Source organism: Bacillus sp. 205(2023) (assembly GCF_037027485.1).
Taxonomy (GTDB): Bacteria; Bacillota; Bacilli; order Bacillales; family Bacillaceae; genus Bacillus; species Bacillus halotolerans.
Genome location: NZ_JAXCHF010000001.1, coordinates 588,479 through 612,874, shown reverse-complemented (window position 1 = coordinate 612,874; position 24,396 = coordinate 588,479). Strand labels below are relative to the sequence as shown.

Annotated in this window: 28 protein-coding genes, 1 pseudogene and 1 riboswitch; of the genes and pseudogenes, 21 read left to right on the top strand and 8 right to left on the bottom strand. The window is 43.2% G+C overall.

The genetic code is table 11. The annotated features are described in order from the left end of the window. Nucleotides 1-6 precede the first annotated feature (6 nt). From kdgK to WA325_RS02730, 13 genes are all read left to right on the top strand, one after another. Nucleotides 7-981 (top strand): 2-dehydro-3-deoxygluconokinase, encoded by a 975-nt coding sequence (gene kdgK, locus WA325_RS02790; protein ID WP_024121816.1) that lies wholly within the window; start codon nucleotides 7-9, stop codon nucleotides 979-981. 1 nt (nucleotide 982) lies between these two features. Beyond that, nucleotides 983-1,573, top strand: coding sequence for a bifunctional 4-hydroxy-2-oxoglutarate aldolase/2-dehydro-3-deoxy-phosphogluconate aldolase (gene eda, locus WA325_RS02785; RefSeq protein ID WP_336183181.1), 591 nt, complete (start codon nucleotides 983-985; stop codon nucleotides 1,571-1,573). 43 nt (nucleotides 1,574-1,616) lie between these two features. Next, the gene (gene kdgT / locus WA325_RS02780) at nucleotides 1,617-2,612 is read left to right on the top strand and encodes a 2-keto-3-deoxygluconate transporter (protein ID WP_024121814.1); all 996 of its coding nucleotides are present in this window, start codon (nucleotides 1,617-1,619) and stop codon (nucleotides 2,610-2,612) included. 112 nt (nucleotides 2,613-2,724) lie between these two features. Next, a complete protein-coding gene (locus WA325_RS02775) occupies nucleotides 2,725-4,230 on the top strand; it encodes a carboxypeptidase M32 (protein WP_336183180.1) in 1,506 nt (501 codons plus the stop codon). Nucleotides 4,231-4,373: 143 nt separating this feature from the next. Then, a riboswitch (purine riboswitch) is annotated at nucleotides 4,374-4,473 on the top strand. A 91-nt stretch (nucleotides 4,474-4,564) separates the two neighbouring features. Further along, complete coding sequence (gene xpt, locus WA325_RS02770; protein ID WP_105954979.1) at nucleotides 4,565-5,149, top strand: xanthine phosphoribosyltransferase; 585 nt, start codon at nucleotides 4,565-4,567, stop codon at nucleotides 5,147-5,149. Beyond that, the gene (gene pbuX / locus WA325_RS02765) at nucleotides 5,146-6,462 is read left to right on the top strand and encodes a xanthine permease PbuX (protein WP_105991756.1); all 1,317 of its coding nucleotides are present in this window, start codon (nucleotides 5,146-5,148) and stop codon (nucleotides 6,460-6,462) included. Before xpt ends, pbuX begins: the two co-directional genes overlap by 4 nt. A gap of 73 nt (nucleotides 6,463-6,535) precedes the next feature. After that, nucleotides 6,536-7,633, top strand: coding sequence for a type III polyketide synthase (locus tag WA325_RS02760; RefSeq protein WP_336183179.1), 1,098 nt, complete (start codon nucleotides 6,536-6,538; stop codon nucleotides 7,631-7,633). Between the two features lie 3 nt (nucleotides 7,634-7,636). Beyond that, nucleotides 7,637-8,143 carry an isoprenylcysteine carboxyl methyltransferase family protein gene (locus WA325_RS02755; protein ID WP_105991758.1) on the top strand — a complete coding sequence of 169 codons (507 nt, stop codon included), beginning with the start codon at nucleotides 7,637-7,639 and terminating at the stop codon, nucleotides 8,141-8,143. Nucleotides 8,144-8,213: 70 nt separating this feature from the next. Continuing rightward, a complete protein-coding gene (gene fbpC, locus WA325_RS02750) occupies nucleotides 8,214-8,303 on the top strand; it encodes a Fur-regulated basic protein FbpC (protein ID WP_100069434.1) in 90 nt (29 codons plus the stop codon). A 178-nt stretch (nucleotides 8,304-8,481) separates the two neighbouring features. Further along, nucleotides 8,482-12,063: a dynamin family protein gene (locus tag WA325_RS02745; protein ID WP_336183178.1), complete on the top strand. Its 3,582-nt coding sequence runs from the start codon at nucleotides 8,482-8,484 to the stop codon at nucleotides 12,061-12,063. 63 nt (nucleotides 12,064-12,126) lie between these two features. Next, complete coding sequence (locus WA325_RS02740) at nucleotides 12,127-12,384, top strand: YpbS family protein (RefSeq protein WP_044155446.1); 258 nt, start codon at nucleotides 12,127-12,129, stop codon at nucleotides 12,382-12,384. 74 nt (nucleotides 12,385-12,458) lie between these two features. Beyond that, the gene (locus WA325_RS02735) at nucleotides 12,459-12,605 is read left to right on the top strand and encodes a hypothetical protein (RefSeq protein ID WP_003230761.1); all 147 of its coding nucleotides are present in this window, start codon (nucleotides 12,459-12,461) and stop codon (nucleotides 12,603-12,605) included. Between the two features lie 98 nt (nucleotides 12,606-12,703). Further along, entirely contained in the window at nucleotides 12,704-13,591 is an 888-nt protein-coding gene (locus tag WA325_RS02730) for a 5'-3' exonuclease (protein ID WP_105954984.1), read from the top strand. An 8-nt stretch (nucleotides 13,592-13,599) separates the two neighbouring features. Here the strand turns inward: WA325_RS02730 and sspL are convergent, their stop codons facing one another. The 3 genes from sspL to WA325_RS02715 are packed head-to-tail and all read right to left on the bottom strand — an operon-like array spanning nucleotide 13,600 to nucleotide 14,848. After that, nucleotides 13,600-13,728 (bottom strand): small, acid-soluble spore protein L, encoded by a 129-nt coding sequence (gene sspL, locus WA325_RS02725; protein WP_010334670.1) that lies wholly within the window; start codon nucleotides 13,726-13,728, stop codon nucleotides 13,600-13,602. A gap of 32 nt (nucleotides 13,729-13,760) precedes the next feature. Continuing rightward, entirely contained in the window at nucleotides 13,761-14,159 is a 399-nt protein-coding gene (locus tag WA325_RS02720) for a reverse transcriptase-like protein (RefSeq protein WP_024121805.1), read from the bottom strand. Continuing rightward, entirely contained in the window at nucleotides 14,159-14,848 is a 690-nt protein-coding gene (locus WA325_RS02715; protein ID WP_024121804.1) for a queuosine precursor transporter, read from the bottom strand. Before WA325_RS02715 ends, WA325_RS02720 begins: the two co-directional genes overlap by 1 nt. 82 nt (nucleotides 14,849-14,930) lie before the next feature. Here WA325_RS02715 and WA325_RS02710 point away from each other — a divergent pair, with 82 nt between their 5' ends. Both WA325_RS02710 and WA325_RS02705 read left to right on the top strand, forming a co-directional pair. Beyond that, nucleotides 14,931-15,611, top strand: a complete 681-nt coding sequence (locus WA325_RS02710) for a ribonuclease H family protein (RefSeq protein WP_336183177.1) — start codon at nucleotides 14,931-14,933, stop codon at nucleotides 15,609-15,611. Then, entirely contained in the window at nucleotides 15,604-15,786 is a 183-nt protein-coding gene (locus tag WA325_RS02705; protein WP_024121802.1) for a zinc-finger domain-containing protein, read from the top strand. Before WA325_RS02710 ends, WA325_RS02705 begins: the two co-directional genes overlap by 8 nt. Before the next feature lie 26 nt (nucleotides 15,787-15,812). Here WA325_RS02705 and WA325_RS02700 read toward each other — a convergent pair whose 3' ends face one another. After that, on the bottom strand, nucleotides 15,813-16,082 hold the full coding sequence (locus tag WA325_RS02700; RefSeq protein ID WP_024121801.1) for a DUF2564 family protein: 270 nt from the start codon (nucleotides 16,080-16,082) through the stop codon (nucleotides 15,813-15,815). A 156-nt stretch (nucleotides 16,083-16,238) separates the two neighbouring features. Between WA325_RS02700 and degR the strand changes: the two genes are divergently transcribed. Beyond that, a complete protein-coding gene (degR, locus tag WA325_RS02695) occupies nucleotides 16,239-16,421 on the top strand; it encodes a transcriptional regulator DegR (RefSeq protein ID WP_010334663.1) in 183 nt (60 codons plus the stop codon). Between the two features lie 43 nt (nucleotides 16,422-16,464). Here the strand turns inward: degR and cspD are convergent, their stop codons facing one another. The 4 genes and pseudogenes from cspD to metA all read right to left on the bottom strand — a co-directional run bounded on the left by cspD (nucleotide 16,465) and on the right by metA (nucleotide 19,195). After that, nucleotides 16,465-16,665 carry a cold-shock protein CspD gene (gene cspD, locus WA325_RS02690; protein ID WP_003153604.1) on the bottom strand — a complete coding sequence of 67 codons (201 nt, stop codon included), beginning with the start codon at nucleotides 16,663-16,665 and terminating at the stop codon, nucleotides 16,465-16,467. A gap of 15 nt (nucleotides 16,666-16,680) precedes the next feature. Next, nucleotides 16,681-16,808 (bottom strand): annotated as a pseudogene (locus tag WA325_RS02685) (hypothetical protein). 102 nt (nucleotides 16,809-16,910) lie between these two features. Beyond that, on the bottom strand, nucleotides 16,911-18,059 hold the full coding sequence (locus tag WA325_RS02680) for a diglucosyl diacylglycerol synthase (protein ID WP_044155455.1): 1,149 nt from the start codon (nucleotides 18,057-18,059) through the stop codon (nucleotides 16,911-16,913). A gap of 230 nt (nucleotides 18,060-18,289) precedes the next feature. Next, entirely contained in the window at nucleotides 18,290-19,195 is a 906-nt protein-coding gene (gene metA / locus WA325_RS02675) for a homoserine O-acetyltransferase MetA (RefSeq protein ID WP_024121799.1), read from the bottom strand. 368 nt (nucleotides 19,196-19,563) lie between these two features. On the opposite strand from metA, the gene WA325_RS02670 reads away from it, so the two are divergent. From WA325_RS02670 to brxA, 5 genes are all read left to right on the top strand, one after another. Next, the gene (locus WA325_RS02670; RefSeq protein ID WP_105954988.1) at nucleotides 19,564-20,046 is read left to right on the top strand and encodes a glutathione peroxidase; all 483 of its coding nucleotides are present in this window, start codon (nucleotides 19,564-19,566) and stop codon (nucleotides 20,044-20,046) included. Between the two features lie 31 nt (nucleotides 20,047-20,077). Beyond that, nucleotides 20,078-20,683, top strand: coding sequence for an HD domain-containing protein (locus WA325_RS02665; protein ID WP_202852597.1), 606 nt, complete (start codon nucleotides 20,078-20,080; stop codon nucleotides 20,681-20,683). Nucleotides 20,684-20,742: 59 nt separating this feature from the next. Further along, a complete protein-coding gene (locus WA325_RS02660; RefSeq protein ID WP_105991760.1) occupies nucleotides 20,743-21,873 on the top strand; it encodes a conserved virulence factor C family protein in 1,131 nt (376 codons plus the stop codon). A 292-nt stretch (nucleotides 21,874-22,165) separates the two neighbouring features. Continuing rightward, entirely contained in the window at nucleotides 22,166-23,842 is a 1,677-nt protein-coding gene (gene ilvD, locus WA325_RS02655; RefSeq protein ID WP_105991761.1) for a dihydroxy-acid dehydratase, read from the top strand. A gap of 105 nt (nucleotides 23,843-23,947) precedes the next feature. After that, nucleotides 23,948-24,382, top strand: coding sequence for a bacilliredoxin BrxA (gene brxA, locus WA325_RS02650; protein WP_202852548.1), 435 nt, complete (start codon nucleotides 23,948-23,950; stop codon nucleotides 24,380-24,382). Nucleotides 24,383-24,396: the final 14 nt, after the last annotated feature.

Genomic DNA, 24,396 nt, shown 5'->3' with positions numbered 1-24,396 from the left:
TGGGAAATGAAGCTTGATGCGATTACTTTCGGCGAATCGATGGCCATGTTTTACGCAAATGAGTACGGAGGCCTTCATGAAGCTTCCACATTCTCAAAAGGACTGGCCGGGGCAGAAAGCAATGTGGCTTGCGGCCTGGCCAGACTTGGCTTTCAAATGGGCTGGATGAGCAAAGTCGGCAATGATCAGCTCGGAACATTTATTCTTCAGGAGCTGAAAAAAGAGGGAGTGGATGTGTCTCGCGTGATCCGGTCTCAGGATGGCAATCCAACCGGGCTGCTGCTAAAGTCCAAAGTGAAAGAAGGCGATCCTGAGGTAACCTATTACAGGAAGAACTCGGCTGCAAGCACTTTAACAGCTGCCGAATACCCAAGAGACTATTTTCAAAGCGCAGACCATCTGCATGTTACAGGTATTCCCCCGGCTTTGTCCGCCGATATGAAAGAATTCGCCTATTATGTGATGAAAGACATGAAACAGGCTGGAAAAACCATCTCATTAGATCCTAACCTAAGACCCGCACTTTGGCCTGATCAAGCTACAATGGCACATACGATTAATGATTTGGCGGGACTTGCGGATTGGTTCTTCCCTGGAATCGCAGAGGGAGAGCTATTGACTGGTAAAAAAACGCCTGAAGGCATTGCAGATTTTTATCTGAAAAAAGGTGTCAGCTTTGTCGCTATTAAACTTGGAAAAGAAGGCGCTTACTTTAAATCAAAGGAAAGTGAAGGATATACAGAAGGCTTCCGGGTTGATCAGGTTGTTGACACAGTCGGCGCCGGAGACGGATTTGCTGTCGGCGTCATCAGCGGAATTCTTGATGGCTTGCCGTACAAGGATGCAGTGCAAAGGGGTAATGCGATCGGCGCATTGCAAGTTCAGGCACCGGGGGACATGGACGGTCTGCCGACAAGGGAAAAATTAGCCGCATTTCTATCTGCTCAAAGAACAGTTCACCACAAGAAAGGGGATTGTTAATATGGAGTCCAATGTAGTAGAAAACCGTCTGAAAGAAGCCAGGCTGATTGCAGTCATTCGTTCAAAGGATAAACAGCAGGCCTGTCAGCAGATTGAGAGTTTGATAGATAAAGGGATTCGGGCAATTGAAGTCACTTATACGACACCTGGAGCTTCTGCTATTATTGAGTCCTACAGAAATCGGGAAGATGTCTTAATCGGAGCGGGCACGGTCATCTCTGCGCAGCAGGCGGGAGAAGCTGCGGAAGCAGGAGCACAATTTATTGTCAGTCCGGGTTTTTCAACAGATCTTGCTGAACACCTATCGTTTATGAAGACGCATTATATCCCTGGCGTACTGACACCGAGCGAAATTATGAAAGCGTTGACATACGGATTCACTACATTAAAGCTGTTTCCAAGCGGTGTATTCGGCATTTCTTTTATGAAAAATTTAGCGGGCCCTTTTCCGCAGGTTACTTTTATACCGACTGGCGGAATCCATCCGTCTGAGGTTCCGGAATGGCTTAAGGCAGGGGCAGGTGCCGTCGGAGTCGGAAGCCAGCTGGAAAGCTGTTCAAAAGAGGATTTACAGGCTGTTTTCCAAGTGTAGCCACATAATTGTTTTTCCATAACCAGAGGATGGGAGAATATATATGAAAATCAAAGCGACAATTGAACGGGTACCTGGCGGAATGATGATTATTCCGCTGTTTCTGGGAGCAGCGCTTAATACGTTTGCGCCTGGAACAGCAGAGTTTTTTGGAGGGTTTACGGGTGCGCTTATTACAGGAACCCTTCCCATACTAGGCGTTTTTATCTTTTGCGTTGGAGCGACGATTGATTTCCGTTCTTCAGGCTATATTGCGAGAAAAGGGATTACCTTATTATTGGGAAAGATCGGGTTTGCGGCACTGCTCGGTGTGATTGCGGCTCAATTTATACCCGATGAAGGCATCCAATCCGGATTCTTTGCAGGTCTTTCTGTTCTAGCCATTGTTGCAGTGATGAATGAAACGAACGGCGGCCTCTATTTGGCGCTCATGAATCATATGGGCAGAAAAGAAGATGCCGGCGCATTCGCGTTTATCAGCACAGAATCTGGGCCTTTTATGACCATGGTTACATTCGGTGTTACCGGACTGGCTGCTTTTCCGTGGGAAACGCTGGCGGCAACAGTCATCCCGTTTTTGCTCGGCTGCATACTTGGAAATCTTGATCATGATCTGAGAGACTTATTCAGCAAGGTAGTGCCGGCAATCATTCCGTTTTTTGCATTTTCACTTGGGAACACTTTAAATTTTGGAATGCTGATTCAGTCAGGGTTATTAGGCATTTTGGTCGGTGTATCTGTTGTCATCTTATCCGGCGGCTCCTTGTATTTGCTTGATCGTTTCATTGCCCGGGGTGATGGTGTCGCGGGGGTGGCAGCTTCATCCACAGCGGGAGCGGCAGTCGCCGTGCCATACGCCTTAGCGGAAGCGAATTCTGCGTTTGCACCTGTTGCTGAATCGGCAACTGCAATCATTGCGACAAGCGTTATTGTCACCTCTTTGTTAACACCTCTGGCAACAGTGTGGGCGGATAAAAAAATCAATGCAAAAAAACGAAAAACACCGCCGCCGCCAAACAATCAAATGACGATAAACTGAGTGATGAAGGCTGCCGATAACTAGACCGGCAGCCTTTTATACAAACAATTTGACTTTCAAACACCCTTCCAGTAGCCTGTAATGGAACGGCTAGAATAGGGAGGGAATGGATATGGAGATACATACATACGAAAAGGAATTTTTTGATCTTTTAAAAAGAATCTCACATTATAGTGAAGCGGTTGCATTGATGCATTGGGACTCCAGAACAGGCGCGCCGAAAAACGGCTCAGAGGACCGTGCTGAAAGCATCGGTCAGCTTTCGACAGATATATTCAATATCCAGATATCAGATCGGATGAAGGAGCTTATTGATGCGCTTTATGAACGGTTTGATGATTTGGCTGAAGATACGAAAAAGGCTGTAGAGCTGGCAAAAAAAGAGTATGAAGAAAACAAAAAAATTCCTGAAGCAGAATACAGGGAATATGTTATTCTTTGTTCAAAGGCTGAAACAGCATGGGAGGAAGCGAAAGGAAAATCTGATTTCAGCTTGTTTGCCCCTTATTTGGAGGAGCTGGTCGAATACAATAAACGATTTATTGAATATTGGGGTTATGAAGAGCATCCTTATAATGCATTGCTTGATTTGTTTGAACCAGGTGTGACAGTCAAGGTGCTTGATCAGCTGTTTTCTGAGCTGAAAGAAGCGATCATTCCTCTTATCAAACAAGTGTCAGCCTCAGAGAATAAACCGGATACAAGCTTTATCAGTGAAGTGTTCCCTAAGGAAAAACAAAAAGAACTCAGCCTTTATTTCCTGCAAGAGCTCGGCTACGATTTTGACGGCGGAAGGCTTGATGAAACCGTTCATCCATTTGCGACTACAATGAACCGCGGGGATGTTCGGGTGACGACGAGATATGATGAAAAAGATTTCCGGACAGCTATTTTCGGCACAATTCATGAATGCGGTCATGCGATCTACGAGCAAAATATTGACGAAGCGCTGAGCGGGACGAATTTATCAGACGGTGCTTCAATGGGTATTCATGAATCTCAATCATTGTTTTACGAGAATTTTATTGGACGCAACAAGCATTTCTGGACACCATACTATCAGAAAATACAAGAAGCGTCTCCTGAACAGTTCGGCAACATATCGCTTGATGATTTTGTTAGGGCTGTCAACGAATCAAAACCTTCATTAATCAGAGTTGAAGCGGATGAATTGACGTATCCTTTGCATATTATTATTCGATATGAAATTGAAAAAGCGATTTTCAGCAATGAAGTATCAGTGGAAGAACTGCCTTCACTTTGGAATCAAAAATATCAGGATTATTTAGGTATTACTCCTTCTGAGGATGCAGAGGGAATCCTGCAGGATGTTCACTGGGCGGGTGGAGATTTTGGCTATTTCCCATCGTATGCACTTGGTTATATGTATGCAGCGCAGCTGAAACATAAAATGCTCGATGATCTGCCTGAATTTGATACTCTCTTGGAAAGAGGAGAGTTTCATCCGATTAAACAATGGCTGACGGAAAAAGTGCATATTCACGGAAAACGGAAAAAGCCATTAGACATTATTAAAGAAGCAACAGGTGAAGAGCTGAATGTACGCTACCTGATTGATTATTTGCAAAATAAATACTCAAATCTGTATTTATCTTAATGAAAAAGCCTGGCGTTTCAAACGTCAGGCTAATTTATTATCAAAATATTCATAAAAAACGAATGATTTTTTCAAAAAAAGAATTAAAGTTCGGAAATTTTTATTTTTGTCTATGCAAGACCTTAGAATCTTGATATAATTTGTAACAATATGATAGGAACACTCATATAATCGCGTGGATATGGCACGCAAGTTTCTACCGGGCACCGTAAATGTCCGACTATGAGTGAGCAATGAGACCGGACGTGTACGGTTTTTTGTTATTTCAGCATTGCTTGCTCTTTGTTTTGAGCGGGTAATGCTTTTTTTATTATCTAAACGGAGGTATGACAGGATGGAAGCACTGAAACGAAAAATAGAGGAAGAGGGCGTCGTTTTATCAGATCAGGTATTGAAAGTGGATGCTTTTTTAAATCATCAAATTGATCCGCTGCTCATGAAGAAAATCGGTGACGAGTTTGCCGCCAGATTTGAAAAAGACGGAGTAACAAAAATTGTTACAATCGAATCATCCGGAATTGCTCCGGCCGTAATGGCTGGTTTACAAATGGGTGTGCCAGTCGTATTCGCGAGAAAACATAAGTCTTTAACGCTCACTGACAATTTGCTGACATCGTCTGTTTATTCCTTTACGAAGCGAACAGAAAGCCAAATCGCAGTATCAGGAAATCATCTGTCAGATCAAGACCGCGTTTTGATTATTGATGACTTTTTGGCAAATGGACAAGCCGCACTTGGGCTGGTATCGATCGTACAGCAAGCTGGAGCTTCTGTCGCGGGACTTGGCATTGTCATTGAGAAATCTTTTCAGCCGGGAAGAGAAGAACTTGTGAAGCTTGGCTATCGGGTGGAATCTTTGGCAAGAATTGAATCTTTAGAAAAAGGAAAAGTATCCTTTGTACAGGAGGTTCGTTCATGAAAAACGGATTCGGCAAAACGCTGTCACTAGGGATCCAGCATGTACTCGCCATGTACGCCGGCGCCATTGTCGTTCCCCTGATTGTGGGGAAGGCGATGGGGCTGACGGCGGAGCAGCTGACCTACTTGGTGTCGATTGATATTTTTATGTGCGGTGTTGCTACACTTCTCCAAGTTTGGAGCAATCGGTTTTTCGGCATCGGGCTTCCAGTTGTGCTTGGCTGCACATTTACCGCTGTGTCACCAATGATTGCGATAGGCTCCGAATATGGGGTTTCCGCCGTTTATGGAAGTATTATCGCTTCAGGTATTCTTGTGATTCTCATTTCTTTTTTCTTTGGAAAACTCGTCTCGTTTTTTCCGCCTGTCGTAACAGGTTCTGTCGTTACCATCATTGGCATTACGCTTATGCCGGTGGCCATGAATAATATAGCCGGCGGGGAAGGCAGTCCAGACTTCGGTGATCTTTCTAATCTCGCTCTGGCTTTTATCGTTTTGAGCATCATCGTGCTTCTCTACCGTTTTACAACAGGATTTATCAAGTCCATCTCCATTTTGATCGGTATTTTGATCGGGACATTTATTGCGTATTTTATGGGGAAAGTTCAGTTTGATCATGTTTCAGACGCTGCCTTTGTACAAATGATTCAGCCGTTTTATTTCGGCACACCGTCTTTTCATGCGGCCCCTATCATTACAATGTCCATCGTTGCCATCGTCAGCCTTGTGGAGTCAACGGGCGTTTACTTTGCTTTAGGCGATCTGACCAACCGCCGTCTGTCAGAAAAGGACTTATCCAGAGGATATCGTGCAGAAGGACTGGCTGTTTTGCTGGGCGGTATATTTAACGCATTTCCTTACACTGCATTTTCTCAAAACGTCGGTCTTGTCCAGCTGACAGGAATCAAGAAAAATACAGTGATTGTGGCGACAGGCGTGCTTCTAATGGCTTTTGGCCTGTTTCCCAAAATTGCTGCTTTTACGACCATCATTCCATCTGCCGTGTTAGGCGGAGCGATGGTGGCCATGTTTGGAATGGTCATTGCTTATGGCGTCAAAATGCTCAGCCGAATTGATTTTGCAAAGCAGGAAAATCTGCTGATCGTTGCCTGCTCAGTGGGGCTTGGGCTCGGTGTAACAGTTGTGCCGGACATATTTAAACAGCTTCCAAGCGCCTTAACGCTTCTTACAACAAACGGCATTGTTGCCGGCAGCTTTACAGCTGTTGTCTTGAATATGATATATAATATGTTTTCGAAAACTGAAAAAACAGAACAGAAAGCTGATGTCAATCAGCAAAAAACAGCAGTGTAAACTCCGCTTCGGCGGAGTTTTTTTGCATATAAAAAAGAAAGTTGCGGCACAATGTATGCTAAGAGGTGATCATATGGCGTTTGTTTTGTCGATCGGGACAAGTCTTCCTGAGAATGATGTGGATCAAGAAAAGGCGGCGGAGTTTGCCAGATATATGTTTCAGCATTCCTTTAAAGATATAGAACGGCTGTTAACCTCCTTTAAAAACGGGCAAATTGAATCGAGACAATTTGTGAGACCGATTGAATGGTATAAAGAAGGGCACAGCTTCGAAGAAAAAAATCAAATTTATATAGAGGAAACACTCAGACATAGCGTCAGTGCTGTTCAAACGTGTCTCGCAAATGCAGCTTATCTTCAAGAACCCATTCCTTATGAAAAAGTGGATGCTGTTTTTTTCGTCTCCAGCACGGGCCTTTCCACACCAAGCATTGAGGCGCGGCTGATGAATGAACTCCCGTTTTCTCCTTATACGAAGCGAATTCCGCTTTGGGGACTTGGCTGTGCAGGAGGGGCGAGCGGGCTTGCGCGCGCTGCTGAGTACTGCAAAGCGTATCCGGAGGCTTTTGTACTTGTCATTGCTGCTGAGCTGTGCAGTCTGACATTTCAGCCTGAAGATAAAACGAAAAGCAATTTGATCGGCACATCACTTTTTGGCGACGGCATTGCAGCGGCATTATTATGCGGGGAGAAGGCGGACCGCCGGCTGACAAAGCTGCAGCTTTTGCCGAATATATCGGATTCGCAATCTGTATTGATGAAACAATCTGAAGATGTTATGGGCTGGGACTTTACCGATCAAGGTTTCAAAGTCATTTTTTCAAGGGATATTCCGACTTTGGTTGAAAAATGGCTGAAGACAAATGTCCAGGCTTTTTTGAATGGACATCAGCTTTCATTCAGCGATATTACGGTCTTTCTGGCTCATCCAGGCGGAAAAAAAGTCATTGATGCATACATTAAATGTCTTGACCTGTCACCTGAGCAGCTTGCGTCTTCGCAAACTATCCTTAAAAAACACGGAAATATGTCATCAGCCACAATTCTGTATGTGATCGACCACCATCTGCAGAACGGAAGCAAAAACGAAGCAGAACGGGGGCTGATCGGTGCATTGGGGCCGGGATTTTCATCAGAATTGCTGCTGTTCAGCTGGGAAAAGGGGGCATAACTCATGTTTTGGATGCTAATCACTGTGCTCACTGCTCAAAGAGTAGCGGAAATGGCTGTAGCGAGACGAAACGAACAAAAGGTGAAAAAACAAGGTGCGATAGAGTGCGGAGAGGGTCATTATCCGTATATCATCACCATGCACATTCTATTTTTTCTGTCTTTAATTGCCGAAGTACTGCTGCTGCACAAACAGCCTTCAAACTGGTGGTCAGGCATAGCAGCGGCTATATTGGCAGTACAGGCGATTCGATATTGGGCGCTTTGTTCCTTGGGGGCATACTGGAATACAAAAATTCTTGTTGTTCCGGGTGCTGAACTTGTCAAAAAAGGGCCTTACAAATGGCTGAAGCACCCAAACTATACGGTTGTCGTATTAGAAATCATCCTGATTCCGCTCTTGTATCAAGCGTACTTTACCATGTGTCTGTTTTCACTTTTAAATGCCGTTATGCTGTCTGTCAGAATACGTGCAGAGGAGCAAGCATTACGAGAATATACAGCAAAATAGAGATTGAATATCATTCTCATCCATGTTAGAATGAACTTGAAAAAGATTCTCAATCAGGATGGTGAAGCAAATGACAATGCTGTTTTTGCTTGGGGCAGTTTGTACATATAGTGTATTAATCGGTTTTGTATTGAAAGGAATCTCTAATAAATCTGTTTAAAGAATCTGGAACTTGTAAAAAAGTTGCAGATTTTCTTTTATAGAAGCTGCCGTCTTCGGCAGCTTTTTTCTATTCTCTTAAAGAAATTTGGGTCATTCTTGTGTAAAATGAAAGTGGGATTTATTCAGATCTTTCAAAAAAGATTCATAATTGAAACGGCACAAAGGGGTTCAGACTTATGACAGAACGCAGCAGACAAGAACTTTTGTACAAAACTGGGGCACTTTATGAACAATTGATTGAGAACCAGGATGAAAAAAGGGCGGCTAAACTGGCTTCAGTTGTTAAGAAAGCCGCAGATGAAGAAATTTATATCGCGTTTACAGGGCATTATTCAGCGGGGAAATCGTCATTGCTGAACTGCCTGTTAATGGAGAATATTCTGCCGACAAGTCCAATTCCGACCAGCGCTAACCTTGTTGTGATCAGAAACGGAGAAAAGCGTGTTCGTCTTCATACAACAGACGGAGCGTGTGCGGAGCTGGAGGGTGCCTATCATAAAGACAAGGTGCAGCAATATTGCAAGGATGGGGAGCAGATTGAAACCGTAGAAATTTTTGACCGGTATACTGAAATCGAACCAGGAGTTGCGTATATTGATACCCCCGGGATTGACTCAACAGATGAGGCTCATCTTTTATCGGCGGCATCTATTCTTCACCAGGCAGATGCGCTGTTTTACGTCGTTCACTATAACCATGTCCACTCTGAGGAAAATGTACTGTTTCTTAGGTCAATCAAAGACAGCATTCCGAATGTCTATTTTATCGTTAATCAAATTGACAGACATGATGAGACTGAGACACGCTTTGAAGATTACAAAGCGCAAGTGGAGGAGATGCTTTGTCAAGAAGGAATTCCGAAGGATGCACTCTTTTTTACGTCGGTGACGGAACCGAATCACCCATTCAATCAAATCGGTATCCTGCGAAAAGAGTTAAAAAGAATCGAGGAGCAGTCAAAAAGAAATTTGCATGCCATTACTGAACAAAAAGTACAGAATTTACTGAGAGAGCACACAGAGATGCTCATGAAAGAGGATACGGACAGTCCAAGTTCTGGAGAACAGCTTGAAAAGCAAGCACGTCTGGTCGATTCCCTGCAGCTTCAATCAACCGAAGCAGCAAATAAACCGATTGAGGCAGAAAGCACGATGCAGGAGGAAATCAATCAAATTTTAAAAAACGCTAATTTGACGCCTTTTGAAATGCGTGAACTGGCAGCAGCTTACTTAGAATCACGTGAGCCCTCTTTTAAGACCGGTTTTTTCTTTTCTAAAGCAAAGACTGCACAGGAAAGAGAAAAAAGGAGAAATGAGTTTTTCTCTGATGTGAAAAAAAGAACGGAAGCTGAAGCGGATTGGCATATCATTGATATTTTGCATAAACTCGCCAAGGGATTTGGTATTCAATCAGCTGAAAGTGAAAAGCTGATCCAGGCTTATCGCACGCGGCTTCATATTGATATCATTGAACGCGCAGTCAAGCAAGGTGCAGCATTTTCTTCTGAATATGTCTTGCAATATACAAAAGATTTGGCAGAGCTGATCCGTAAAGAGGCGAAAGCTGAAGCGTCAGACATCATCAAAACACTTACCGCCACGGTAAAAGAGAGTACTTCTATAGTACAGGAATCGATCACTGGCCGGCTCGCGCAGGAATCGGAAAAGCTGGCCTATCTTCAGGAACAGGCCAGCCATGAACAACATGCCCGTGAGAAAGCCGACCGGATGTGGGTGATCTGGGAAGAGAAGTCTGCAAGCTCAATAAACATAGATTCGGACTGGTTTAGAACGAAGAAAAAAAAGGTCGAGGCTCCAGAACAGAAACAAAGCCAAGCACAGCATACAAAGCAGCAGACGCTAAAAACAGAAGTGAAAAGCGGGAAAGAGCTGCCGCTTCAAGATCAGATAAAACGCTTTTACACACTGTCTGATCTATTGGGCGGATATCGTATGCTGTCCAAACAAACCTCAGCTTTTCGTGAAAGGATTAAAAGGCTGGAAGACCGAAAATTTACACTTGCTCTATTTGGCGGATTCAGTTCAGGAAAATCCTCATTTGCCAATGCGCTGGTTGGTGAAAGAGTGCTGCCGTCATCACCGACACCGACAACAGCAACGATTAACAAAATAACGAAACCGGTAAACGGCAAATCCCACAAAACAGCGGATGTCATGTTTAAGACGGAGGATGACATAACAGCTGAAATCATGCAGCTCACAGGAATGCAAGAGGAACCACAAGGACGGTCATTTGCGGATAAATGGAAAAAGGCAATCAAAAAAGAGCGTCTGCAAGAAGAACAAATCAACATGATCAGTCATTTCCTGCTTGCATATGAAAAATATCAGCAATATATTCAGGCCCAAAAGATATTAACGATTCCGCTCTCCGAATTAAAACCGTATGTAGCTGAGGAGACAACGGCTTGTGCTGTAAAGGAAGTGACTGTTTATTATAAAAGCCCGCTGACTGAAAAAGGGATTACGATCGTTGATACACCTGGAGCCAGCAGTCTGAATAAACGGCATACAGAACTTGCGTTTCAATATATCAAGGATGCCGATGCGTTTTTTTACATGACCTACTATCAGCATTCTTTCTCGAAAGGAGACCGCTCTTTTTTACGGAAGCTGGGACTCGTGAAAGAATCGCTCAGCATGGATAAAATGTTTTTTGTCATTAATGCAGCTGATCTTGCGAAAGATAAAGCAGAGCTCGAAACGGTCACGGATTATGTCAGATCAGAGCTTTTAAAAGAAGGAATTCATGATCCGCAGCTCTTTTACGTGTCAAGTAAAGAAGAGCTCTTAGGAAAACCGGAAACGTATCATAATCAGTTCTCAAAAGCAAGAGCACATTTAGACCAGTTTATTGAGGTCGATGTAAAGAAAGCGGCTGCGGCACAGCTTAGCTCAGAAGCAGACAAACTATGTGAGACGGTCTTACAGCTTCATCAATCTCAGCATCAGTCCAAAGAAGAAAAGGAAGCGCAAAAACAGCGCCTTCTGTTATCGTTTGAGCGGGCAGCTGCAGATATCAAGGAACGCCGCAATTCAGAAACCATTATTGAGAAAGTAAAAAAGGATACAAGGGAGCAGCTTTATCACATTACACAGCGTTTGTCCTTTTTTGCGAATGATTTGTTAAAATCAGCGTTTCATCCGGGTCTTCAAAATGGAGATTGGAAAAAGAATATCAGTGCGGCGATGAAAAGCGCATTACATGATTATCAATTTGAATATATTCAGGAGATCAAAACGCTCGACATTCGAATGAGCGGTTTCATCGAACGGCATATCACTGAAGAGTGGCTGGAAAGCTGTCAAAAAACATTGGAAGAAGACGGATATTTCTCCATTTATGCGGATGATCAGCTTTCTAACAGCATACAGCTCAAAGAAGTTGAACCTGAAATCGATGAACGTGCCTTTGAACAGGAACAAAAACAAATCAAATCTCCGAAGCAGTTTTTTGAACAGAAAGGAAAAGCAGGCTTCATTGAAGCAGTGCGGACGAAGCTTATGAAAATAACGGAGGCCTGGATTAAAAGTGAAGAAGAAAGCCTTATATCTCATTATGCTGAATATGTCAGACACCAGCAGTATGGAATGGCGGAAAAAGCATTGGCGCAAATAGAGGGCCAAAGAGATACGTATGTAGAAGGATACGCAGAAGGGGAACATGTGAAAGAGATAGAAAATGCATATCAAGCATGTATTTCTTGGCAGAGAACAGGCGATACAATCAAAATGTAAAAATTAGTTGGCTTGCATTTCAAGTCATGATAGACTAAATAGAAAAAGCGAGATGAACGATTGATGTCAGAGGTACATAAAGCAATTTCTGCACATTCTGCAAAACAGCACGAGCATATTAAAACATTTATGCAGCTTGAACACCTTCGTGAAATGGCGATTGAAGAAGCTGTTGCGAAATGCAAAAACGATGAGCCATTTTCAACAGATGCCATTAATGAAATTACAGAAAAGATGAATCAGCTGGCCAAGAAAGGCATCGTACCGACTAGACGTCTGGTATCAAAAGAAATGGTCAAAGAATACGTCAGCCGCACATAAGCTGGATGATCCTGCCTCGAGTGCAGATCCTCCGTTACGCGCATACTATATGTATCCGACGTAAGGGGGGATTTATGTTGGGCAGAACAAAGCTGGGTAACAGAAATGCACAGGCCAATAACAATGCCAAAAAGAAAAACGGGTTTCAAACCCATTTCGACTCTTACGCAGGACGCGAAGCTGAAAAGCTGATTGCCAGCAATAAAAGACACAACGATTAATTTAACCGCAAAACAGTATCTCTATACAGAGATGCTGTTTTTTATTTTCGCGGCACTTATGGTAAAATAGATCGACTGATAGAAAAAGGAGTTATCATATGAAAAACAAATTATTGCTTGTTGACGGCATGGCTCTATTATTCAGGGCATTTTTCGCCACAGCCGTGCATCGCAACTTTATGATAAATGACAGCGGGGTTCCGACAAACGGCGTTAACGGATTTTTGAAGCATTTAATCACAGCCGTGGAAACATTTCAGCCTACACATGTTGTATGCTGCTGGGACATGGGCAGCAAAACGTACCGGAATGATCTGTTTCAGGATTATAAGGCGAACCGAAGCCAGCCGCCGGTTGAGCTGATCCCGCAATTTGATCTGGCAAAGGAAGCGGCTGCTGAACTTGGTATCATGAATATTGGCCTTACCGGGTACGAAGCGGATGATTGTATTGGAACACTTGCAGCTTTGTTTTCTGAAGAAACGGATATTACGATCGTAACAGGCGACAGGGATTTACTTCAGCTGTTAACGGACGAAGTAAGCGTTGCGCTGCTTCAAAAAGGAATCGGCAATTATAAAATGTATACAAAAGATGTATTTTACGAAGAAACAGGTGTCCTGCCCAAGGCTTTAATTGACATCAAGGCGCTGATGGGCGATTCCAGTGATAATTATCCCGGAGTAAAAGGCATTGGAGAAAAAACCGCGTATAAACTGATTCGTGAATACGAAACAATTGACCGCTTGTTGGAGAATCTGTCTCTTCTTCCAAAGGGACAGCAGGGGAAAATTCAGCAAGGTTTAAGCGACCTGGAAATTTCGAGGAAGCTTGCTGAGATTAACTGCTCTGTGCCGTTAGCCTGTACGCTGACAGAAGCCGTTTTTACATTGAAAATGGAGCAGGCGGCTGTCATGCTTCGCCGCCATCAGATCAAAGGAATAGAGCGTATGCTTGAAAAACTGAACGCTAGAGAGATCGTTTAAGATCTTCTCTAGCGTTTTGTATTGCTTTTTTTAGCTCTTTCCTCAAGCTCTGTTTTAGGGTCATTATGTGTATTTCCTTCTAAATCGCCTTGCGGGGAAACACCGCCGGTCAGCCGGCCCTTATCTTTCTTTTTCATGTTTGTTCACCTCATCAATAGCATGAACCATTCTAATTCTTATCATTCATCCGAATCGCTTCTTTTGCCAGCTGGTCGGCTTTTTGGTTTTGCTTTCCCGGAATCCATTTGATGAAAAAAAGAGGGAAGGCCATTTTTAATCGGATGATTTCTTCGACAAATGACTGAAACGCTTTATTTTTCACGATTTCAAGATCGGCTGCGCGTTCCACGATATCCGAGTCAGTTCGAAAGGAGACCGATTGATACCCGCGCGCTGCACACAGTTTCATGCCTTCAATTAACGCCAAAAATTCCGCTTCCTGATTGGTATGCATTCCGATTGGAATCGAGAAAGATTCTGCTTTTCCTTCATGTTTGATAAAAATGCCGATGCCGGAAGGCCCTGGATTACCGGCGCTCGCTCCGTCAACATATATTTCTGTAGGCATCATGTACTCCTTTCGTCACTCGGAATCATTTTTTTCGCCGCATAAGCATATGGCAGCGAAATCAGAGATACCGCAAACTTAATCAAATATGTAGAAATAAAAATATGAAGCCAAACATCCGCCGGATATGTGCCGAAAAAAGCGACTCCGGTAAAAATGAATGTATCAAACAGCTGGCTGACTGCTGTACTGCCGCCGTTTCTCAGCCATAGAAGCCGATCGGAAGGAAATATCCTTCTAATTGCCGAATATACATAAACATCCAGTGTTTGGCTGAAGATAAAGGCAAGCAGACTTCCCAAAGCAACTCTCGGGAGAAAACCGAAAATCGTTTCCAGCGCTGTTTGTGAAATATCGCTGGAAGCGGGTTCGAAAAGCAGAACGCCCTGCATAACAAAAGTCAGTGTCAGGAGAGTCGAAAACCCGAGCCATACAGCTTTTCTCGCTTCAGCTGGCCCATATTTTTCATTCAGCACATCTGTAGCAAAAAAGATTGTGCCGTACATCACATTCCCGAGCGTTGCTGTTAAGCCAAACAGTTCAACCGTTTTGACGACTTGAAGGTTGGCACAGACTGTTGCAAAGCCGATCCACACAAATAAACCCATTTTGCCAAATCCTTTATAAAATAAAAGAACAATGATAAAATGAATGATCGCAAAAAAGATCCAAAAAGAGTTATTAAACAAAATGAAGAAGCTTCCTTTCCGGGTTAAGAATGGTTTGATTATAGCACAAGCCCGGCAACTAATGAATGGTAAGGTGATTATATTGAATCTCAGACCGCACATGAAAATAGAAGCAAAAGGGACAGGGCCTGTCTCGTTTTTGGGCGAAAACTGGCTGACTGTTCAGGAAGCACGTATGCTCGCGAGGGAACTCGGCCGTTTTCCTTATATGAAGGAACTTGAATTCGAAGATGAGAAGGGCGGCGTCTGGACGCTGAAGGAATTAGAAAAGCTGACTGAGGAGCTTGCGCATGAACCTGATGACATTACCGTTTATTTTGACGGCAGTTTCGATAAGGAAAGCCAGCTGGCCGGGCTCGGAATCGTCATTTATTATACATTGGGAGGGACGCGCCACCGCTTAAGAAAAAATAAAAGCTTCCGTCTGAAAACCAATAACGAAGCTGAATATGCCGCTCTTTATGAAGCGATAAGAGAAGTAAGAGAGCTCGGAGCTAGCAGAAATTCAATCACGATCAGAGGGGACTCTCTTGTTGTGCTGAATCAGCTTGATGGCAGCTGGCCTTGCTATGATCCCTCCCATAATGAATGGCTGGAAAAAATAGAAGCGCTTCTTGAGTCATTAAAGCTGAGTCCGACATACGAAACGATACAGCGAAAAGAAAATCAGGAAGCTGATGGCCTCGCAAAAAAAATCCTATCTCATCAATTCGTAGAAAGCCACATGAAATTAGACTGTAACGGAGATGACAATATTGGATAAGAAAGCTATATATAAGGAACTGACAGAACTGCAAGATGAATATTGCAAAGACTGTTTTATTAAGAAGCAGTTTCGCAAGGAATTTGGCAAAACATATGCACATTCATTTTGTATCAATAAATGTACAGTGGGTGAAAAGCTTAAATCATATGGGGATGTCTTAACCAAGCACTAAAAAATAAAACCGCAGCTTCTGCGGTTTTATTTTTTAAATTCATCCAGCTGATGCTGGCAGGCATCTAACAGCTGCTGTTGCTGCTGTACAAATTCAGGATCATCAAGAGCTGCCAGTTCTTGAGACAGTGAAAGCTCTCTCGCGTCCTCGATGGCTTGGTATGCGGAATTGAGTAATGTTGAGCTTCGGCCTCTTGTGGCGGCGCCGGTCGTTTTCTGCGCTGTTTCCACCGCTAGCTCTAGCTGCCGTTTATCGGTAAATCCAGTCTGATCCTCTTCATGAAATTCTGAGTTCACAAAAAAACACCTCCGCAACTATTTTGCAGAGTTTTTTTAAATTTATGTGCCAAAATAGAAAATAAAATAAAAAATAAGCCGATATAACTATTGAACCTGAATGAGTAGGTCTGTTTTACTATTTGAGGTATCTTGGTAGAGAAGGGGAGCACAGCTATGGATGATAAAGACTTAAAATCGATCCTTCACAAAACATTTATAGAAATATACAATGATTTAGAAGAACTTGCGGATATTGCGAAAAAAGGAAAGCCGTCAATGGAAAAGCATATTGAAGAGATTGAGCAGAGGTGCAAACAAAACATTTTAGCGATCGAAATTCAGATGAAAATCAAATAGGAGAGGCATTTGCCTCTCCTCTATTTGTCAACTTATATTGAGTTTAGAGTTTTACAACATTAGAAGCTTGAGGTCCACGATTACCTTCGACAATTTCAAAAGAAACTTCTTGTCCTTCTTCTAATGATTTGTATCCTTCTCCTTCGATAGCTGTGAAGTGAACAAATACATCGTCTCCGCCTTCAACTTCAATGAAGCCGAATCCTTTTTCGTTGTTGAACCATTTTACTTTACCGTTTTGCATATTGCTTAATTCCTCCTAGTACTGTAGCACCCATGTGCTAAAAAAAATTTTGTACCATTTAACTTCGTTTCGTTGTTAAATGATGGTTCAACTATACACCATCTGGCAGCACGCGTCAAGTTGCGAAACTGCTTATTTTTCAAAAAAAGGGCAAGTTTCTCAAAAAAATGTAACCGCTTTTACGAAAAGATGAATGCGAATAAAAAGAGCACACGATTTTTCGTGTGCTCCTGCAAGAACATCAGTTAAGAAAGCGCCTTGGCTTTTTGTTTGGTTGTCATCATTTCTGATTCCTTCAAAATATCCTCCAAAATCACTTCAGAGGAGTGTGCCAAATGAAGACTCTTAATGTTTTTCTTCATTCGCTGTAAGGTATCTTCATCTGAAAGAAGGGAGGTGACAGACTCGAGAATCTCTTCATGCCGGTTCACGACAATGGCAGCTCCGCGGTCCTCAAAGAAATTTGCATTTTCTTTTTCTTGTCCGGGCACTGGTTTGTACAGAATGACAGGCACGCCGATAGCAGTGGCTTCTGTCAAAGTAATGCCGCCTGGTTTTGTAATCATGCAATCTGTGACCCGGAAGAGCTCGTCAATTCGCTCTACATAGCCGAGAACCTTTAAGTTATCGCCGTTTTCTGCTTCAAGTATGCTCAAGGATTCTTTTAAAGCCGTATTTTTTCCGCATACGACCACCACTTGCACCTGATCATCCATAACAAGGTTTTCGCACAGCTCTTTTACGTTCTTTAATACACCGTGTGCGCCAGCCATGATGAGCAGCACTTTTTTGTCAGGCGAAAGGTCGTACTTTTTATAAATCGGCTCAACCGGCAGCGATTCTTCAAATTGAGGCCTGATCGGAATTCCCGTAATTTTCACGTTGCTGGGATGGGTCCCGATCTCAATCAGTTTTTCCTTCACATAATCTGTCGCCACATAATATTTATCCACATTTTCGTGAACCCAAATTTTATGAAGACAAAAATCAGTCATGACGTTGAAGGTAGGAATAACTCTTCCTGTTCTCCGTCTGTATTCGGGTACGACGATCATCGGAAATGTATTAATAATGATGTCGGGCTGATGTTCATCGACAAGTTCGCCCAATCGTTTATTTCCCATTTTAAAGTAAATATTAAATTTACGTTTATTATAGATTTTGTCAACTCCGTAATAAAACAAACGATAAAACTGTTTTCCGATTGAGAAGCTTTTTAAATAAAGGTACTGAGTTACCTCTGAAACAATCGGATTTGACTCTTGATACAAATTAGAAACTGTTACATGCTGAAAGCCGAGACGTACACATTGTTCATAAAGCGTTTTGGCTACCTGTACATGTCCATTTCCGTAATTTGCAGTCAAAATTAATACTCTTTTATTGGTATTCAAGTAAATTCACCTCAATGTAATCAACAACAAGCAAGCTTCATGCATCGTAAGGAGTTATTGTCTATACATAAACATAACACAAATACATAATCGAATTATTAATGCAGTGAAAAAATTAAGCTAATTTTAAAAGATTCGGATTCCAGTATTTTTAATTTTTGTTATACGCATACTGAATCAGATGTATTTTATCATATTTTTTGCTCAGCGTATCACTTTAAAAAGAAAAATTAGTCCCATTCATAAGGAGTTTCTTGGTAAACATAATAATTAAGCCAGTTCATAAACAATAATGTCGCATGTGCTTTCCAGCGATTGACAGGTTCTTTGCTGTCTTCTGCGAAATAATGTTTCGGCGCCTCGACAGTCGAAAGGTTTCGTTCCAGATCTCTTTCATACTCTTGAAGCAGCGTATTTGTATCATATTCAGGGTGTCCTGTTAAAAAGACTTGTTTTTCGTCTTTTGACACAATTAAGCAAACCCCAGCTTCCTTTGATGCAGTAAGAATGTTTAACTCGGGCACTGCTTGCAGTTGTTCCATATTTATATCTGTATGCCGGGAATGCGGCACGTAGTATAGCTCGTCAAAACCTCTTACCAATCTTTCGTGCTTGGAAAGAACAGTATGTTCAAACACACCAAAGATTTTTTTCGGCATTTCAGTTTTTTCCACGCCGTAATGATAATACAAACCTGCCTGAGCACCCCAGCAAATATGCAAGGTTGACGTGACATTCGTTTTGCTCCATTCCATAATCTCTTTGAGCTCTTCCCAATAAGAAACATCTTCAAACGCCAAATGCTCGATCGGCGCACCGGTGATGATCATGCCGTCAAATTTCTTATGACGGATATTGGAGAATGTCGTATAAAACTCATCAAGGTGTTCCCTTGCTGTATTTTTCGGTGTATGAGTGCTTGGGATTAAAAATGTAAAATGAACCTGCAAAGGCGAATTCCCAAGCAGTCTGAGCAGCTGAGTTTCCGTTTGGATTTTTTTCGGCATTAAATTTAAAATAATAATTTTCTGCGGCCGGATATCCTGATGAAATGCTCTGCTTTCATCCATTACAAAGATATGTTCACTCTCAAGCACCTGTTTTGCCGGCAGGTGTGTAGGTATATTAATAGGCAACGTGCCACCTCCATCATTTCCCCGTTAATTTTCTTCATTATAGGAATTTTCCCGCCAATTTTCAATCTATCTATAAGGGTTTGAAGGGGAACAGCAGAAAATACTATATAATAAACGCAAACACATGACTTTTGGTTTCACTGTAATGAGTTTTCCAGGTGTCATGCAATAAATAGAATAATAGCACCTTCTCAAGAGATGTTTCTGTTCATAGAAAAATGATTAATGAGGGAAGAACATCCGTTGAACACGATGTCTGTACAAATGAACAGCTGGCCAATTGATAAACCTAGAGCTTCCGTTTTGTTTTGAAACAGGAAAAAAGGTAAAATAATCACAGCACTCAGGTTCATTAGGAGGGAATTTCAATGTCTATATACAATATGAGGGTCCGCACCATTACAGGCAAAGACATGACACTTCAGCCATTTGCCGGAAAGGTGTTGTTGATTGTTAACACAGCCAGTAAATGCGGTTTTACTCCTCAATTTAAGCAGCTTCAGGAGTTGTATGATACATACCAGCCGGAGGGCCTGGAGATTTTAGGGTTTCCCTGCAATCAATTTATGAATCAAGAGCCTGACGACGAGGAAGGCATACAGGAATTTTGCAAAACTAATTACGGTGTGACGTTTCCCATGTTTTCAAAAGTCGAGGTGAACGGAAAAAATGCCCACCCGCTTTTTGCGTATTTGACAGACAATGCGAAAGGCATGCTTGGAACAAAGGCAATCAAATGGAATTTCACTAAATTTGTAGTGGACAGAAACGGAGAAATAGCCGGCCGCTATTCACCAAACACAAACCCGAAAGAACTGGAAGACGTTATTGCGAAGTTATTAGGACAATAAAGAGGGTGTTTTGGTGCGGGATCGAAAACTGATGCAGACAGAGCAAATCAGGACATGGGTCAAATCTGTTCTGAGCGGTGAAAGCACGGGCCATGATTGGCTTCATGTGTCAAGAGTTGCAGAGCTTGCTTTATATATTGGAAAAAAGGAAAATGCGGATTTGTTCGTCGTTGAAGCGGCAGCCTTGGTTCATGATTTGATTGATGTGAAGCTGCCTGACGCAATCAGGCTTTCAGTCAGCGAGGTGGACGAGCAGCTGGTTTCTTTAGGAGCCGGAAAAGATGAGGCTGAAAGAATTATTCACATTATTACTAGAATGTCCTTTCGGGACAGGGAAAAGCTCGGAAAAGAACCGCTTTCACTTGAGGGGAAAATCGTACAGGATGCTGACAGGCTGGATGCAATCGGCGCAGTTGGTATAGCACGGACGTTTATGTTTGCGGGAGCAAAGGGACATAGCCTTTATGGAAATGATAAGAGTGCCTATGCCCACTTTTTCAGCAAGCTGCTGCTCCTAAAAGATATGATGAATACAGATGCCGCAAGAGAAGTGGCTGACGAGAGGCATAAATTTATGCTTCATTTTGTCAGTCAATTAGGAAAAGAAATTCCCGGAATTGATATTGAAACATCGTAATAGAAGGCGCGGGGCGACTATGTTAGAATAAGTCACAGATAGGCTATAGGAGGACAATCATGAAGATAAAATCAATTGAACCGACGCCAAGCCCGAATACAATGAAGGTCATCTTAACGGAAGAGCTTCCGGCGGGCAAAAGCAATAATTATAAACCGGATCAGGCAGAAGGCGCCCCGCCTGTTGTCGTGGAAATCCTAAATATTGAAGGAGTTAAAGGGGTATATCACGTTGCCGACTTTCTTGCGGTTGAACGGAACGCCAGATATGACTGGAAAGACATTTTACCGCAAGTCCGGACGGCATTTGGAATGGAGAGCGCTGAGAGTGCAGAAAACCGCTCGGATCAGGAGTCATTTGGAGAAGTGAAAGTTTTTGTGCAGATGTTCAGCGGAATTCCTATGCAAGTCAAATTGACAGATGGTGAGCGTGAAGAGCGGTTCGGGCTTCCTGACCGTTTTCAGCAGGCGATCTTAAAACTCAGATCTGAAGCGTCAAATGTTGTGTTTGAACGAGCTTGGAAAGAACAAGGCGTCAGATTCGGCGATTTTACTGAAATCGGCCATGACGTGACAGAAGAGCTTCAGGCCGCTTACAGTGATGAAAGGCTGAAACGGCTAACGGAAGCAGCGGCCCAAGGTAAAGGCGAAACGAAACAAACAGCACAGCGCAAAGCATATAAAGTAACGCTTGACATGCTGGATGATGAGGATTGGAAGCAGCGGTACGCACACTTGGAGCAGATGGATCCGAAAGAAGAGGACATCCCCGTTTTGCAAAAAGCATTGGATGATCCGAAGGTGTCCATCAGAAGACAGGCTGTTGTGTATTTGGGAATGATTGAATCACCTGATGTTCTTCCTCTATTGTATAAGGCGCTTGAGGATAAGTCTGTATCGGTGAGAAGGACGGCTGGAGACTGCCTGTCTGATATCGGCGACCCTCAAGCCATCCCTGCGATGATAAAATCGTTAAGCGACTCAAGCAAGCTGGTCCGCTGGCGCGCCGCTATGTTCCTTTACGAAGTTGGTGATGAAAGTGCCATAGAAGCTTTGCGGGCTGCTGAAGATGATCCGGAATTCGAAGTCAGCCTTCAAGTGAAAATGGCGCTGGAACGAATCGAACATGGGGAAGAGGCAAAAGGTTCAGTCTGGAAACAAATGACAGAGAGCAGAAAAAAAGGCGAATAAAAAAGAAGATGAAGGTGCAGATCATGCACCTTTTTTATTTGAATTCACTTTTTATAAAAATTATTTCGAATATTGTTGAAAAATAATCAAAAACTATATATAGTAAGTAACAATATTAATAGTTGGAGGGTTCACATCGACAGAAAGCTATATAAATATAAAAACATGAATCAAACAACCGAGGAAAGGGCGGCCTGAAATTATGCGATTTAGCAAAAACGCCCCACAAATAAACTGAAAATTGTTAAAATAAAATTCAATCTAACAATTGAGACTATTTAGGAGGATCACCATGGCAGAATTACGCAGTAACATGATCACACAAGGAATCGATAGAGCACCGCACCGCAGTTTGCTTCGCGCAGCAGGTGTAAAAGAAGAGGATTTTGGCAAACCGTTTATTGCGGTTTGTAACTCATATATTGATATCGTTCCCGGTCATGTTCACTTGCAGGAGTTTGGGAAAATCGTAAAAGAAGCAATCAGAGAAGCCGGAGGCGTACCGTTTGAATTCAATACAATCGGTGTAGATGACGGAATAGCGATGGGGCATATCGGAATGAGATATTCGCTCCCGAGCCGTGAGATCATCGCGGACTCAGTGGAAACTGTCGTATCAGCGCACTGGTTTGACGGAATGGTCTGTATTCCGAACTGTGATAAAATCACGCCGGGAATGCTTATGGCGGCTATGCGCATCAACATTCCGACCATTTTTGTCAGCGGAGGACCGATGGCGGCAGGAAGAACAAGCGACGGCCGCAAAATCTCTCTTTCTTCAGTATTTGAGGGAGTCGGTGCTTATCAAGCTGGAAAAATCGGCGAAAGCGAACTTCAAGAATTAGAACAGTTCGGCTGCCCGACATGCGGATCTTGCTCGGGAATGTTTACAGCAAACTCAATGAACTGTCTGTCAGAAGCACTTGGATTGGCTTTGCCTGGTAATGGAACCATTCTCGCGACATCACCGGAACGAAAAGAGTTTGTCAGAAAATCAGCTGCGCAATTAATGGAAACCATTCGCAAAGACATCAAACCGAGAGATATCGTTACAGTAAAAGCGATTGATAACGCGTTTGCGCTTGATATGGCGCTCGGCGGTTCAACAAATACTGTACTTCATACGCTTGCCCTTGCAAATGAAGCTGGCGTTGAATACTCTTTAGAACGCATCAATGAAGTCGCAGAGCGCGTGCCGCATTTGGCTAAGCTGGCGCCTGCATCTGATGTATTTATTGAAGATCTTCATGAAGCGGGCGGTGTGTCTGCAGCATTGAATGAGCTTTCCAAAAAAGAAGGAGCACTTCATTTGGACGCGCTGACAGTTACAGGTGAGACGCTTGGAGAAACCATTGCCGGACATGAAGTGAAGGATCATAACGTGATTCATCCGTTAGATCAGCCATTCACTGAAAAGGGCGGTCTTGCCGTATTATTCGGAAATCTGGCTCCGGACGGCGCTATCATCAAAACCGGCGGCGTACAGAACGGAATTACGAGACACGAAGGGCCGGCTGTCGTATTCGACTCTCAGGATGAGGCGCTAGACGGCATTATCAACCGGAAAGTAAAAGAAGGCGATGTCGTCATCATTCGTTACGAAGGGCCAAAGGGCGGGCCGGGTATGCCTGAAATGCTTGCACCTACATCACAGATTGTCGGAATGGGGCTTGGTCCGAAAGTAGCGCTGATTACAGACGGACGTTTTTCCGGAGCATCACGAGGCCTTTCAATCGGACACGTATCACCAGAGGCAGCAGAAGGCGGACCGCTTGCCTTTGTTGAAAACGGCGATCATATCATCGTTGATATTGAAAAACGCATCCTGGACGTTCAAGTGCCGGAAGAAGAATGGGAAAAACGGAAAGCGAATTGGAAAGGCTTTGAGCCAAAAGTGAAAACCGGCTATTTAGCCCGTTATTCTAAACTTGTGACAAGTGCCAATACGGGCGGTATCATGAAAATCTAGACATCAGGATCACATTCTCTTGTTTTAAGACGTGAACATTTGAAATCCGGCTCTCTCTATAGTATCCTTTACTTCAGATGAAGGATAATAGAGGGGGCTTTTTTTATGTCAATGGCTTATGAAGAATATATGCGCCAGCTTGTCGTTCCGATGCGCCGCGAGCTGACTGGGGCCGGTTTTAAAGAATTAACAACAGCAGAAGAAGTGGAGAATTTTATGGAAAAGGCAGAGGGCACAACTCTCGTAGTCGTTAACTCTGTTTGCGGCTGTGCGGCTGGTCTTGCGCGTCCTGCGGCAACTCAGGCAGTCCTGCAGAACGACAAAACACCTGCCAATACGGTGACAGTATTTGCGGGCCAAGATAAAGAAGCCACTGCAAAAATGCGGGAGTATTTTACAGGCCAGGAGCCTTCTTCACCGTCAATGGCTCTTTTGAAAGGCAAAGAAGTCGTGCATTTTATTCCGCGCCATGAGATTGAAGGGCACGATATGGAAGAAATCATGAAAAACTTAACTGATGCCTTTGATGCACACTGCTAAATGCCCGTTTTCCG

Coding starts and splice junctions, on each gene's coding strand:
- kdgK (WP_024121816.1), top strand. CDS start 7: ATGAAGCTTGATGCGATTACTTTCGGCGAATCGATGGCCATGTTTTAC.
- eda (WP_336183181.1), top strand. CDS start 983: ATGGAGTCCAATGTAGTAGAAAACCGTCTGAAAGAAGCCAGGCTGATT.
- kdgT (WP_024121814.1), top strand. CDS start 1,617: ATGAAAATCAAAGCGACAATTGAACGGGTACCTGGCGGAATGATGATT.
- WA325_RS02775 (WP_336183180.1), top strand. CDS start 2,725: ATGGAGATACATACATACGAAAAGGAATTTTTTGATCTTTTAAAAAGA.
- xpt (WP_105954979.1), top strand. CDS start 4,565: ATGGAAGCACTGAAACGAAAAATAGAGGAAGAGGGCGTCGTTTTATCA.
- pbuX (WP_105991756.1), top strand. CDS start 5,146: ATGAAAAACGGATTCGGCAAAACGCTGTCACTAGGGATCCAGCATGTA.
- WA325_RS02760 (WP_336183179.1), top strand. CDS start 6,536: ATGGCGTTTGTTTTGTCGATCGGGACAAGTCTTCCTGAGAATGATGTG.
- WA325_RS02755 (WP_105991758.1), top strand. CDS start 7,637: ATGTTTTGGATGCTAATCACTGTGCTCACTGCTCAAAGAGTAGCGGAA.
- fbpC (WP_100069434.1), top strand. CDS start 8,214: ATGACAATGCTGTTTTTGCTTGGGGCAGTTTGTACATATAGTGTATTA.
- WA325_RS02745 (WP_336183178.1), top strand. CDS start 8,482: ATGACAGAACGCAGCAGACAAGAACTTTTGTACAAAACTGGGGCACTT.
- WA325_RS02740 (WP_044155446.1), top strand. CDS start 12,127: ATGTCAGAGGTACATAAAGCAATTTCTGCACATTCTGCAAAACAGCAC.
- WA325_RS02735 (WP_003230761.1), top strand. CDS start 12,459: ATGTTGGGCAGAACAAAGCTGGGTAACAGAAATGCACAGGCCAATAAC.
- WA325_RS02730 (WP_105954984.1), top strand. CDS start 12,704: ATGAAAAACAAATTATTGCTTGTTGACGGCATGGCTCTATTATTCAGG.
- sspL (WP_010334670.1), bottom strand. CDS start 13,728: ATGAAAAAGAAAGATAAGGGCCGGCTGACCGGCGGTGTTTCCCCGCAA.
- WA325_RS02720 (WP_024121805.1), bottom strand. CDS start 14,159: ATGCCTACAGAAATATATGTTGACGGAGCGAGCGCCGGTAATCCAGGG.
- degR (WP_010334663.1), top strand. CDS start 16,239: ATGGATGATAAAGACTTAAAATCGATCCTTCACAAAACATTTATAGAA.
- cspD (WP_003153604.1), bottom strand. CDS start 16,665: ATGCAAAACGGTAAAGTAAAATGGTTCAACAACGAAAAAGGATTCGGC.
- WA325_RS02670 (WP_105954988.1), top strand. CDS start 19,564: ATGTCTATATACAATATGAGGGTCCGCACCATTACAGGCAAAGACATG.
- WA325_RS02665 (WP_202852597.1), top strand. CDS start 20,078: ATGCAGACAGAGCAAATCAGGACATGGGTCAAATCTGTTCTGAGCGGT.
- WA325_RS02660 (WP_105991760.1), top strand. CDS start 20,743: ATGAAGATAAAATCAATTGAACCGACGCCAAGCCCGAATACAATGAAG.
- ilvD (WP_105991761.1), top strand. CDS start 22,166: ATGGCAGAATTACGCAGTAACATGATCACACAAGGAATCGATAGAGCA.
- brxA (WP_202852548.1), top strand. CDS start 23,948: ATGTCAATGGCTTATGAAGAATATATGCGCCAGCTTGTCGTTCCGATG.